The sequence below is a fragment of the Mesorhizobium sp. WSM4840 genome, from assembly GCF_055811755.1.
Genome location: NZ_JBVVQD010000007.1, coordinates 155,578 through 168,303, shown reverse-complemented (window position 1 = coordinate 168,303; position 12,726 = coordinate 155,578). Strand labels below are relative to the sequence as shown.

Here is a 12,726-nt window from a genome sequence, read left to right as displayed (position 1 = left end):
TGAATCGGCGCGCAGCGCCGAGCCGGATGAGGGGTGCCGGACGGGATGCTGCGTTAAAAAAAGGAATGATTTTAAAGGCTTATAACTTCAAAGGTAGCGATCCGTCCAACACCCCTCATCCGACCGAGCTTCGTTCGGCCACCTTCTCCCACAGGGGGAGAAGGTGAGCCAACGCCGGCGCTACCTCACATCAACCCAGCGCAGTTCCTCGAATGAGCTCGCCATGGCATGCACGGTGCGCTCGATTTCGAGGCCCCCGTCGAAATCGATGATCCGCGCCGGCTTGCCGGCCAGCCGCGTCAAAAGCTCCCGGCATTCGATGATCTTGAGATCGTTGAAGCCAAGCCCGTGGCCGGGTGCCGGCAGGAAGGCGTCGTAGGGCTTGTGATGCGGCGCCACCAGGATGGTGCGATAGCCTTGCTCGGTCGGCCGGTCAGCGGTGAGATAGAGCTGGAACTCGTTCATCCGCTCCTGATCGTACAGGATCGAGCCCTTCGAGCCGAAGACCTGGATGGCGATCCGGCCCTTGCGGCCCCAGGCCGAACGGTTGACCAGCAGCGTGCCGGCAATGCCGTTTTCGAGATGCATCAGCACGCTGGCGATGTCGTAGGTCTCAACCGCCCGGCGCCCGCCCGACGCGACGCGGCGATCGGCATAGGGTTTTGCCATGTCGCACATGACGCGGGCGACGCGGCCGAACAGCACGGCGACCAGCGACAGCGGATGCACGGCGAAATCGTCGAGCGCACCGTAACCGGACGCCGCCTCGTGCTTCCAGAAGAACTGCGCCTCCGGGTCGGCCATGAAATCCTCGTCCATCTCGATGCGCAGATGGTTGACCTCGCCGATGATCTTCTCGTCGAGCAGCGCACCGATATGGCGGATGGCCGGGTTCTGGATGTAGTTGTAGCCGAGCGCCGCCACCTTGCCGGACTTTTGGGCCGCCGCCGCCATGGCTTGCGCCTCGGCAAAGCTCGGCGCCATCGGCTTTTCGCACCACAAATGCTTGCCGGCTTCGAGGATGGCGATGGCCATCTCCGGGTGGAACTGGTTGGGCGTGGTCAGCGAGACGATATCGACATCCGGATCATCGACGACAGCGCGCCAATCGCCGGAGCCCTTGGCGAAGCCGAATTCGGTGGCACGGCGTTTGGCAAGGTCCTCTGTGACCTCGCCGAGATGGACCAGCCTTGGCTTGGCCACGTCGGGAAAGACGGTGCCGACCGTGTTCCAGGCGATGGCGTGACACTTGCCCATGAAGCCTGTGCCGATAAGACCGACTCCGACCATTTCCCTTGTCTCCGCTGCCAGGACGATTTTGTGTGGATGAATTAGTCCATTTTATCCAGAAATGGAACGCATGCCTCATTTTTTATGGCCTTCTTGCACAGGCTCGCTATGATGGGGCACACACGGCATCGATTGATGGCTTAGGCGGAGCGACGATGGACGAACGGGTGCCCCGCGATTTCGAAACGCTGCGTTCGACGATCCTGGAACGGCGCCATAGCCTGCCCAAGCGCATCGCGCAGATCGCCGCCTATGCGCTCGACAATCCCGACGATATTGCCTTTGGCACCGCCGCCAGCATTGCCGCCTCCGCCGGCGTCCAGCCTTCGACCTTGATCCGCTTCGCCCAGCAGCTCGGCTTCGACGGCTTCACCAGCCTACAGCTGGTGTTTCGCGAGCGGCTGCGTGAGCGCAATTCGTCCTATGACGAAAGGCTGGCGGCATTGCGCGCCAAGGCCGAGGAAGGCGCCGGTCACCGGGCGATTTTCGACGGCTTCGTCGCCGCGGCCAGCACCTCGCTCAACGATATTTCAGGCAGGTTGAACGAAGACCATTTCGAAGATGCGATCGCCCTGCTTGCGAAGGCGGAGACGATCTATGTGCTGGCCAAGCGCCGCTCGTATCCGGTCGCCTCCTACATCGCCTATGCGCTGGGCAAGCTCAAGATCCGCAACCAGCTGATCGAATCGGCCGCCGGCCTCAACGCCGAGATGATCAGCTTTGCCTCGCCCAGGGATGCCGTCATCGCCATCAGTTTCTCACCCTATGCCCCGGCGGCCATCGAGGAGGCGCGCGTCATTTCCGAGCAAGGCGTGCCGATCGTGGCGATCACCGACAGTTCGTTTTCGCCGCTCGCCCAGTTCGCCAAAGTCTGGTTCGAGGTCGCCGAGGCCGATTTCGCCGGCTTCCGGTCGCTGTCGGCAACGATGGCGCTGGCCATGGCGCTGACCGTTGCGGTTGGCGAAAAGCGGCGCGATGCGGGCAGGAAGCGCAAGGCCTAGACAACTTTTCTCTTGTTTGACCATGATCTTTTCCGAAAACCGGGCGCCACTTTTTTGCTTCGCTGACCTTCGGTTCGGGATCATGGTCTAGCACTTTTCAGTAAAGGAATGCGCGTTCCATATTGACTATGGATTGGAATTATTATTTCATATTGCCGGCGCCACGCTGCCGCTCGCGCGTGTTACCCAAGACAACAAGGCTGATGGGAGGTTCGAATGGGCGAAGCCGTGGACGCGAAACATGCGCCGCTCGACGTCATCACCATTGGCCGCGCCTCGGTCGACCTCTACGGCCAGCAGATCGGCTCGCGCCTGGAGGACATCACCTCCTTTGCCAAGTCGGTCGGCGGCTGTCCGGCCAACATTTCGGTCGGCACGGCGAGGCTCGGCCTGCGCTCGGCGCTGCTCACCCGCGTCGGCAACGAGCAGATGGGCCGTTTCATCCGCGAGCAGTTGACACGCGAGGGCGTTTCCGTGGCCGGCCTCAGGACCGACCCGGACCGGCTGACCGCGCTGGTGCTGCTGTCGGTCGAGGACGAAGGCGTCTCGCCGATGATCTTCTACCGCTCCGACTGCGCCGACATGGCGCTGGCGGAGGAGGACATAGATGAGACGTTCATCGCTTCGGCACGTGCGATCGTCGTCACCGGTACGCATTTTTCGCGACCCAACAGCGACGCCGCGCAGCGCAAGGCGATCCGCACTATTAAGGCCAAGGGCGGCAAGGTGGTGTTCGACATCGACTACCGCCCTAATCTCTGGGGTCTCGCCGGCCATGCCGAAGGCTTCGAGCGCTACGTGAAATCCGACCGGGTCTCCGCCCAGCTGAAGACAGTGCTGCCCGACTGCGACCTGATCGTCGGCACCGAAGAAGAGATCATGATCGCCTCCGGTGCGGATGATTGCCTGAGCGCGTTGAAGACCATCCGCTCGCTGTCCAAGGCCACGATCGTCTTGAAGCGCGGCGCCATGGGCTGCATCGTCTATGATGGGCCGATCAGCGATGATCTCGAAGACGGCATCGTCGGCAAGGGCTTTCCGATCGAGGTCTACAATGTGCTCGGTGCCGGCGATGCCTTCATGTCGGGCTTCCTGCGCGGCTGGCTCGGCGAGGAAAGCCTGGAGACGGCGGCGACCTGGGCCAATGCCTGCGGCGCCTTCGCCGTGTCGCGGCTGCTCTGCGCGCCGGAATACCCGACCTTTGAGGAACTGCAGTTCTTCCTGAAGAACGGCAGCAAGCATCTGGCCTTGCGCAAGGACGAGGCGATCAACCATATCCATTGGGCGACGACGCGCCGGCGCGATATTCCCTCGCTGATGGCGCTGGCCTGCGACCACCGTATCCAGCTCGACGATGTCGCCGCGAAAGCCGGCGCCGATCCGTCGCGCATCCATGATTTCAAGGTGCTGACGGTCAAGGCGGCGGCAAAGGTTGCCGCTGGTCGCGCCGGTTACGGCATGCTGCTCGACGAAAAATACGGCCGCGAGGCGATGTTCGAATTCGCCCGCCATTCCTTCGCCTGGCTTGGCCGGCCAGTCGAATTGCCCGGATCTCGGCCGCTTCGTTTCGAATTCTCGCAGGATATCGGCTCGCAATTGATCGAGTGGCCGGTCGACCATTGCATCAAGTGCCTGTGCTTCTATCACCCCGACGACCCGGAGGCGCTGAAGACCGAGCAGCAGCAGAAGCTCAAAAGCCTGTTCGAGGCCGCGCGGAAAGTGGGGAGAGAACTTCTCATCGAAATCATCGCCGGCAAGCACGGCAAGCTCGACGACACGACGATCCCACGGGCGCTGGAAGAACTCTATGCGCTTGATATCAAGCCCGACTGGTGGAAGCTTGAACCGCAGGCTTCAGCTGGGGCTTGGGCAAAGATCGAAGCGGTGATCCTGAAGAACGATCCGTGGTGCCGCGGGATTGTGCTGCTCGGCCTGGAAGCGCCACAGGACGAGCTGGAAGCGGCCTTCGCCGCCACCGCCAAGGCGCCCATCGTCAAGGGCTTCGCCGTCGGACGCACCATCTTCATCAACGCGGCCGAACAATGGCTTGCCGGCAAGATGTCGGACGACGAGGCGGTGGCCGACATGGCGTCGCGCTTCGAGAGGCTGACCGAGGCATGGCTTGCCGCGCGCGGCCGCAAAGCAGCATAAGAAGGCGCGGCATAAGGACTGCGGAGGAAAACAACATGACCAAGACAATCCGCCTGACGATGGCGCAGGCGTTGACCCGCTTTCTTGCTCGCCAGATGACCGAGATCGACGGCAAGAAAATGCCGATCTTCGGCGGCGTCTGGGCGATCTTCGGCCATGGCAATGTCGCCGGCGTCGGCGAGGCGCTTTATCAGGTGCGCGACGAATTGCCAACCTTTCGCGCCCACAACGAACAGGCGATGGCGCATGCGGCGATCGCCTACGCCAAGGCCAATTTTCGCCGACGCTTCATGGCGGCCACCAGCTCGATCGGCCCCGGAGCGCTCAACATGGTGACGGCGGCAGCACTTGCGCATGTAAACAGGTTGCCTGTCCTGTTTCTCCCCGGCGACGTTTTCGCCAATCGCATCCCCGACCCCGTCCTGCAGCAGGCAGAGGATTTCTCCGACGGCACGGCGACGGTCAATGACTGCTTCAAGCCCGTGTCGCGCTATTTCGACCGCATCACCCGGCCCGAGCAGATCATCCCGGCGCTCAATCGCGCCATGCAGGTGCTGACCGATCCGGCCGAATGCGGACCGGTGACGCTGGCGCTCTGCCAGGATGTGCAGGCCGAGGCCTATGATTACCCCGAGAGCTTCTTTGCCGAACGGGTCTGGACCCAGCGCCGACCGCGTCCGGACCGCCAGGAGCTGGCGGCCGCGGTGGCAGTACTGAAGGGCGCGAAGAAGCCATTGGTGATTGCCGGCGGCGGCGTGCTTTATTCGCAGGCTTCCGGTGAATTGGCGAAGCTGGTGCAAGGCGCCGGTATCCCGATCTGTGAGACACAGGGCGGCAAATCCTCGCTTCCGGACGATCATCCGCTCAACATGGCGGCGGTCGGCGTCACCGGCACTTCGGCTGCCAACCGGCTGGCTGAAGAAGCCGATGTCGTGCTTGCCGTCGGCACCAGATTGCAGGATTTCACCACCGGCTCGTGGGCGCTGTTCAAGAATTCCGGCAAGACCATCATCGGGCTGAACGTCCAGCCTTTCGACGCGGGAAAACACCAGGCGCTGCCGCTGGTCACTGATGCGGCGGAAGGGCTCGCCGAGCTTGGCGCGGCGCTGAACGGCTGGAAGGCGCCGGCTGCCTGGACCGACAATGCTACCAAGGGCAAAAAGGACTGGCAGGCCGATGCCGGCAAGGTGGCGGCGTCGACCAATGCCGCCTATCCGTCCGACGCGCAGGTGATCGGCGCCGTGCAGCGCGCCATGGGCTCCGGCGTGATACTGCTTCATGCCGCCGGCGGCCTGCCCGGCGAATTGCACAAGCTTTGGCAAGCCGGCGCGCCCGGCTCCTACCACGCCGAATACGGCTTCTCGACCATGGGCTACGAGATCGCTGGCGGGCTCGGCGTGAAGATGGCCAAGCCGGGTGAAGAGGTCGTCGTGATGATCGGCGACGGCTCCTATCTGATGCTCAATTCCGAGATCGCGACCTCGGTCATGCTCGGCCTCAAGCTGACCATCGTGCTGCTCGATAACAGGGGCTATGGCTGCATCAACCGGCTGCAGATGGCGACCGGCGGCGCCAACTTCAACAATCTGCTGAAGGACGCACGCCACGAGATTATGCCCGATATCGACTTCGCCGCGCATGCGGCAAGCCTCGGCGCCATCGCCGAGAAGGTTTCGTCGATCGCCGGGCTGGAAACGGCGCTGGCAAAGGCGAAAGACAATAGCAAGACGACGGTACTGGTCATCGACACCGACCCACTGGTGTCGACCGATGTCGGCGGCCATTGGTGGGATGTCGCCGTGCCGGAAGTTTCTTCGCGGCCGCAGGTCAACGCCGCACGCAAAGCCTATGAAGAAAAGCGGCGGATGCAGAGTGTTGGTGATTGATGTCGGCGCTGCCCCTCACCCTTACCCTCTCCCCGTTAGGACGGGGAGAGGGGGTCGCGAACGTTGACGTTTGTCCCTTCTCGCCGTCCTTACGGGGAGAAGGTGCCGGCAGGCGGATGAGGGGCAGCGCCGACGAATGAAAATTGAACGAACTGACATTGGAGTGACGACTTGAAAGCCAAACTGGGCATGTCTCCCATTGCATGGTGGAACGACGATCTTGCGGAACTCAGCGATGACGTGTCGCTGGAAGAGTGCTTGCGCCAGTCGCGATCGGCGGGCTTCACCGGCATGGAAATGGGCCGCCGTTTTCCCAGTGATCCGAAAATCATGCTGCCGATCCTGAAGGAGGCCGACGTGACGCTCTGCGGCGGCTGGTTCTCCGGTACGCTGGTCGACGAAGACATGGCCAAGAACAAGGATCGCATCCAGCCGATGATCGATCTGTTCAAGGCGGTGAACGCGCCTTGCATCGTTTACGGCGAGGTCGGCCGCTCCATCCAGGGCGACCGCTCGAAGCCGCTCGCCACCAAGCCCAGGCTTTCGGATGACGAGATGAAAGCCTATGCGAGGCGCCTCACGCAGTTCGGCGAATGGTGCGCCGAGCAGGGCATGCCGCTCTCGTATCACCATCATATGGCGGCGGTCGTCGAGACCGAGCCGGAGCTCGATGCCTTCATGCGCTACTCGGGTGAAGGCATTCCCCTGCTGCTCGATGCCGGTCACCTGGCGTTTGCCGGCGGTGACGTTCTGCACGCCATCGACAACCATCACCAGCGCATCAACCACGTGCATGTGAAAGATGTGCGCATGGGGGTGATTGAAAAACTGGATCGCCAGAAGCAATCCTTTCTCGATGCCGTGGCGCTTGGCGCCTTCACGGTGCCGGGAGATGGTTCGCTGGATTTCGGTGCCATTGTGGAAAGGCTGGCGAACTACGGCTATGAAGGCTGGTTCGTGGTCGAAGCCGAGCAGGACCCGAAGAAGAATCCGCCGCTCAAGATGGCGCAAGTCGGCTACAAGGAGTTGATGCGGGTGATGACGGCCGCCGGCTACACGGTTGCAACACAGGGCTTCCCCAATGCTTGAATGCAGTATTCCCGGCGAAGGGCTGATCCGATGCGGGGGTTGATCCGATGAAGGACTCTGAGCATCCGTTCTTCCGGCCTTTGTGGCGGCGCGTTGCCATCGTCGCGGTCTGCCTGGGCTGGGCCGTGGTCGAGTTTGCCACCGGCGCGCCGTTCTGGGGCACGATCGCGCTCGGCTTCGCCGGCTATGCCGTCTGGCAGTTCTTCTATCTCTACAAGCCGGCCGACGGCGGCAAGGATCCGGCCGAGCCGAAGGAATGATCGGAATCCATGGCGCAGAAGTTTTTGGATCGGATACCGCGTGACTGACAGATCGCATGCGTCGGCGATTGGCCGGTACACCCCTCGCTTCGTCATCCTAGGGCGGAGCAAGGAGCGCAGCGACGCGGCGCAGACCCTAGGATCCATGCCATGACTTCGAAGTATTATGACGGTGCAGAATTCTGCTCCGCTGTGCCCTTCGGCCAAGGTTACGGCATGGATCCTAGGGTCTTCGCGACGGAGCTTCGCTCCTGCTTCGCCCTAGGATGACGAAGTTGGAATTCGAGTGTCGAGGATAGGAGACCTCAATGTCGAAACTGCTGGTCAAAGCCGATAAGGGGCATGGCCGCGTCGCCCATGTGACGCCGCAAAACGCCGGCTGGACCTATGTCGGTTTCGATCTGCATCGGCTGCGGCCAGGCGAAATAGCCTCCGGACAAACCGCGAACCGTGAAGTCTGCCTGGTGTTCGTCACCGGCAAGGGCAAGGCCAAGGCCGGCGGCAAGGATCTCGGCCTGCTCGGCGAACGCATGTCGCCCTTCGAAGGCAAGCCGTGGTCGGTCTACGTACCGCAGGGTTCTGACTGGTCGGTGACCGCCGATACCGACCTCGAAGTCGCGGTCTGCTCGGCGCCGGGGCTTGGCGGCGGCCTGCCGGTCCGCGTCATTGCGCCGAAGGATCTCGGCCAGGAGGTTCGCGGCAAGGGCACCAACACGCGCTATGTCACCAACATCCTGCCGGAAGGCAAGCCGGCCGATTCATTGCTGGTGGTCGAGGTCATTACGCCCGGCGGCCATACATCGAGCTATCCGCCGCACAAGCATGACCAGGACAATCTGCCGGCCGAATCCTATCTTGAGGAGACCTATTACCACCGCCTCAATCCGCCACAGGGCTTTGCCTTCCAGCGGGTCTACACCGATGCCGATCGGAATGGCGCTCGTTCGCTCGACGAGGCGATGGCAATCGAGGACGGCGACGTCGTGCTGGTGCCAAAGGGCTATCACCCTTGTGCCGCCTGCCATGGCTACGACCTCTACTACCTCAACGTCATGGCCGGGCCGAAGCGGACGTGGAAATTCCACAACGCGCCCGAGCACGAATGGCTGATGAAGGCCTGAGGCGCTGCCCGTCCGGGTCGGCAAACTGGCCCAAGGCGAAAAAATCGTCGGCTAATGACCCGCCTGAACAACTTTGTTATCAGGAGCGATCATCAGCTTCGTCATTTCGTCATGCAAATCGCCTATGGCAGCGGGAGTTGACGAGGACTTTCGATGCGCTACGCTATCTATTTCACACCCCGGCAGGACGAACCGCTGGCGCGGATCGCCGCCAATTGGCTCGGCCGCGACCCGTTCGGCGCCGCCACGAGGCCGGTCGAGGCCGTGGGCGAACTGTCGGCGGCGGAAGTCGCCTTCCACACCGCTTCGGCACGCCGCTACGGCTTTCATGCGACACTGAAGGCGCCCTTCCGGCTGGCTTCGAACGAAACGGAAGGCGCGCTTCGCGCGGCACTGGACGATTTCGCCGAGACGACGCCGATGGTGACGATCCCACGGCTGGTCGTCAGCCAGATCGACGGCTTCTTCGCGCTGGTGCCGGAAGGACCGCTGCCGGCGCTCAACCGCTTCGCCGACGACGTTGTGCGCGACTTCGACCGTTTTCGCGCGCCGCTGAGCGAGGCTGAGATCGAACGGCGCAGCCCTGACTCGCTGAAGCCGGATGAATTCCGCAATCTTTGCCAGTGGGGCTACCCCTATGTCTTCGGGACCTTCCGGTTCCATATGACGCTGTCCGGCCGTGTCTCGTCACAGGAAAGCCCTCGTCTTCGCGCAGCAATCGACAGCCTGTTTGCGCAGGTCCTGCAACGGCCGGTGCCGGTGGACGCACTGACCCTGTTTGTCGAAACCGAACCTGGCGCCCCGTTCATGGTGCTTTCCCATCACGCGCTCGGGCGCCGCCCGGCCAGAAAAACTGCCTGAAATGGCCATTTGTTTTAACCGCATTTGTGCAACGCCAATTCACCCAATCGGTGATTCCAATTGGCTGCAAAATGCTCCAAGGACTGCCTGAAATGACCACCGAGACCGTTCTCAACAATGCCCGCATCGTGCTTGCCGACGAGATCGTCGAAGGGTCGATCGTGCTGCGCGACGGCTTGATCTCCGGGATCGATGCCGGTGCCGGCCGGAGCGGCGAGGACATGGGCGGCGATTTCATCATTCCCGGGCTGGTCGAGCTTCACACCGACCACCTCGAAGGCCATTACGCGCCGCGGCCGAAAGTGCGCTGGAACCCGATCGCCGCGGTGCTCGCTCACGACGCGCAAGTGGCGACCGCCGGCATCACCACCGTGCTCGATGCCTTGCGCGTCGGTATGGACGACGACGCCGACATGAATTCGGCCGACATGCGCAAGCTGGCCGATGCGATCGAGGACAGCGTCCAGCAGGACCGGCTGCGGGCCGACCATTTCATCCATCTGCGCTGCGAGGTTTCGGCGCCGGATTGCCTCGCAGCCTTCGCGCATTTTGACGGCGATGACAGGATCAAGCTGGCGTCGCTGATGGACCATGCGCCGGGACAGCGCCAGTTCGTCGATTTGGAAACCTATGCCTATTACTACCAGCGTAAGCTGAAGCTGACGGATCGCGAATTCCAGCAATTCTGTGAGAAGCGGATGGCGGAGTCGGCGACGAATTCAGGGCCGAACCGCGCCTTCATCGCTGCTGCCTGCCATCAGCGCGGCATCGTGCTGGCCAGCCATGACGACGCCACGACCGGCCATGTCGACGAGGCGATCGAACAAGGCGTCCGCGTCGCCGAATTCCCGACGACCAAAGAGGCCGCAAAAGCTTCGAAGGCGGCAGGGCTCGGGGTGCTGATGGGCGCCCCGAACGTCATGCGCGGCGCTTCGCATTCGGGCAATGTTTCGGCCCGCACGCTCGCCGGCGAAGGCCTGCTCGACATATTGTCGTCCGATTACATTCCCTTCAGCCTGATCCAGTCGGCGTTTTTCCTCGGCGACGTGGTCGACGGCATTTCCCTGCCTCAGGCGGTCGCCATGGTCTCGAAGAACCCGGCCGAGGCAGTCGGCCTCTCCGATCGCGGCGTCATCGAACAGGGCCGGCGCGCCGATGTGGTTCGTGTACGTCTCGACGACCATGTCCCGGTTGTCCGCACCGTCTGGCGGCAGGGACGCCGGGTCGCATGATGCCGTCGGCGTTGATCAAGCGTGAATTGTCGGCTGCGGCGTTTCCGATCCGCGACGGCGTCTTCGTCGCCGTCGTCGGCCCGAGCGGCGCCGGCAAGGACACGGTGATCGGCTATGCCCGGTCGCTATTTTCCGACGAGACGCGGCTGGAGTTCGTCCGCCGGGTCATCACCCGGCCGAGCGATATGGCAAGCGAGGATCACGACACGCTTGCCGATGCGGCCTTTGTCGAGGCGGAAGCGGATGGCGCCTTCGCCATCTCCTGGGAGGCGCATGGCTTGCGCTACGGCATCCCGGCTGAAGTCGACCGGTCGGTCGCCAACGGCCGCGTCGCCATCGCCAATGTCTCCCGCGCCATCATCCCGGCGCTGCGTGATCGTTATGCCAATCTGGCGATCGTCGAGATCACCGCTTCGCCGCAAATCCTGGCCGAGCGACTGGCGATGCGCGGCCGCGAGTCGCGCGGCGAAGTGCTGGCGCGGCTGGCGCGCAGCGCCAATGTGGCGTTGTCCGGACCAGGCGTCACCTCGATCGACAATAGCGGCCCGCGCGAAGCGGCCGGCGAGCGCTTTGCCGACGTGCTGCGCAAGGCGATGGCGTTTTCGGACATGTCGGGCTTAATTTAAGGCTGCGTCTTCCCTTCTCCCCTTGTGGGAGAAGGTGGATTGGCGCGTAGCGCCAAGACGGTTGAGGGGTGCTGGCCGGAGCTCGGTCGGCGTCAAGCTGGAACACCCCTCATCCGGCCGAGCTTGGCTCGGCCACCTTCTCCCACAAGGGGAGAAGGGAGAGGCGGAGCGGCTACTCCGCGGCAGCGCCAGCTGCGCCTTTGCGGGTTGCCTCCAGCATCAGCCGCCGCTCCCGGTACACGCCCCATTGCTGGTCGACCAGCACGCCAATGAGGATCACGCCGCCCATCACTGCGAAATTGAGCGAGGAGGGGATGCCGAGCAGGTTGACGAGGTTCTGCAGTTCCTGCAGCAGGACCGTTCCGAGGATGACGCCGATCAGCGAGCCCTCGCCGCCGCGCAGCGAGAAGCCGCCGAGCACCGCTGCCGCTATGGCATAGAGTTCGTAGAACTGGCCGTGGCTCGCCGGCGAGATCGAGCGCGTGTACATCGCGAAGTAGATCGCCGATAGCGCCGTCAGCACGCCGCAGATGACATAGGCCGCCATGACAACGCGGCCGGTGCGTATCCCGGAATATTTCGCCGCCTCCTCATTCTTGCCGATGGCGTAGAGATAGCGGCCGAACACCGAACGATGCAGCACCACCCACATCACGATGGCGATGACGATCAGCGCTATGAAACTGTTTGGCACGCCATGGAATCGCCCCGCGGTCAGGAATTCGAGCTCCGGAAAGTTCTGTCCGAAAGCAAAACCCGCCGTGCCGTCGGCAGTGTAGAACCGCGCGACGCCGCGATAGATCAAGAGGCCGCACAGCGTCACCACGAAAGGCTGCAATTTGAGCCGTGTGATCAGCCAGCCATGTGCCAGCCCGATGATGCCGCCGAGCACGAGGATCAGCGGCAGCGCTGCCGGCCATGCCATGCCGCGCGTGGCGATGAAATCGACGAACAGGACGCCGAGCAGCGCGACTACCGAGCCGACCGACAATTCGATGCCGCCGGTGATGATGACGAAAGCCTGGCCGATCGCCAGGATGCCGAACAGCCCGATCAGGTTCGATGTGTTGGCGAGGTTGATCGGCAGCAGGAACCGCGGATTGATGATCGCCACCACCGCTCCCACCACCAGGATCAGGATCAGCAGGCCGAGATCTTTCTTGCTCATCGTCTTCTCCCCAATGCCTGCCTAGGCAGGTTCCGCAAAAG

Annotated in this window: 11 protein-coding genes; 9 read left to right on the top strand and 2 right to left on the bottom strand. The window is 62.9% G+C overall.

Features of this window, described 5'->3' with window-relative positions:
• Positions 1-180 precede the first annotated feature (180 nt).
• Entirely contained in the window at positions 181-1,290 is a 1,110-nt protein-coding gene (locus AC0L3I_RS12600) for a Gfo/Idh/MocA family protein (protein WP_473527087.1), read from the bottom strand.
• 155 nt (positions 1,291-1,445) lie between these two features.
• Between AC0L3I_RS12600 and AC0L3I_RS12595 the strand changes: the two genes are divergently transcribed.
• The 9 genes from AC0L3I_RS12595 to phnN all read left to right on the top strand — a co-directional run bounded on the left by AC0L3I_RS12595 (position 1,446) and on the right by phnN (position 11,517).
• Positions 1,446-2,291, top strand: coding sequence for a MurR/RpiR family transcriptional regulator (locus AC0L3I_RS12595; protein ID WP_473488534.1), 846 nt, complete (start codon positions 1,446-1,448; stop codon positions 2,289-2,291).
• A 216-nt stretch (positions 2,292-2,507) separates the two neighbouring features.
• Entirely contained in the window at positions 2,508-4,442 is a 1,935-nt protein-coding gene (locus AC0L3I_RS12590) for a bifunctional 5-dehydro-2-deoxygluconokinase/5-dehydro-2-deoxyphosphogluconate aldolase (RefSeq protein WP_473527086.1), read from the top strand.
• 35 nt (positions 4,443-4,477) lie between these two features.
• Positions 4,478-6,328, top strand: coding sequence for a 3D-(3,5/4)-trihydroxycyclohexane-1,2-dione acylhydrolase (decyclizing) (gene iolD, locus AC0L3I_RS12585; RefSeq protein ID WP_473527085.1), 1,851 nt, complete (start codon positions 4,478-4,480; stop codon positions 6,326-6,328).
• A 171-nt stretch (positions 6,329-6,499) separates the two neighbouring features.
• Complete coding sequence (iolE, locus tag AC0L3I_RS12580) at positions 6,500-7,417, top strand: myo-inosose-2 dehydratase (protein ID WP_473527084.1); 918 nt, start codon at positions 6,500-6,502, stop codon at positions 7,415-7,417.
• A 47-nt stretch (positions 7,418-7,464) separates the two neighbouring features.
• Entirely contained in the window at positions 7,465-7,677 is a 213-nt protein-coding gene (locus AC0L3I_RS12575; RefSeq protein WP_473488530.1) for a DUF3329 domain-containing protein, read from the top strand.
• A gap of 308 nt (positions 7,678-7,985) precedes the next feature.
• Positions 7,986-8,798: a 5-deoxy-glucuronate isomerase gene (iolB, locus tag AC0L3I_RS12570; RefSeq protein WP_473527083.1), complete on the top strand. Its 813-nt coding sequence runs from the start codon at positions 7,986-7,988 to the stop codon at positions 8,796-8,798.
• Positions 8,799-8,951: 153 nt separating this feature from the next.
• A complete protein-coding gene (locus tag AC0L3I_RS12565; RefSeq protein ID WP_473527082.1) occupies positions 8,952-9,659 on the top strand; it encodes a DUF1045 domain-containing protein in 708 nt (235 codons plus the stop codon).
• Between the two features lie 92 nt (positions 9,660-9,751).
• Positions 9,752-10,891, top strand: coding sequence for an alpha-D-ribose 1-methylphosphonate 5-triphosphate diphosphatase (locus tag AC0L3I_RS12560; protein ID WP_473527081.1), 1,140 nt, complete (start codon positions 9,752-9,754; stop codon positions 10,889-10,891).
• Entirely contained in the window at positions 10,888-11,517 is a 630-nt protein-coding gene (gene phnN, locus AC0L3I_RS12555; RefSeq protein WP_473527080.1) for a phosphonate metabolism protein/1,5-bisphosphokinase (PRPP-forming) PhnN, read from the top strand. The genes AC0L3I_RS12560 and phnN overlap by 4 nt, the downstream gene beginning before the upstream one ends.
• A 172-nt stretch (positions 11,518-11,689) precedes the next feature.
• Here the strand turns inward: phnN and AC0L3I_RS12550 are convergent, their stop codons facing one another.
• Positions 11,690-12,685, bottom strand: coding sequence for an ABC transporter permease (locus AC0L3I_RS12550; protein WP_473527079.1), 996 nt, complete (start codon positions 12,683-12,685; stop codon positions 11,690-11,692).
• Positions 12,686-12,726 lie beyond the last annotated feature (41 nt).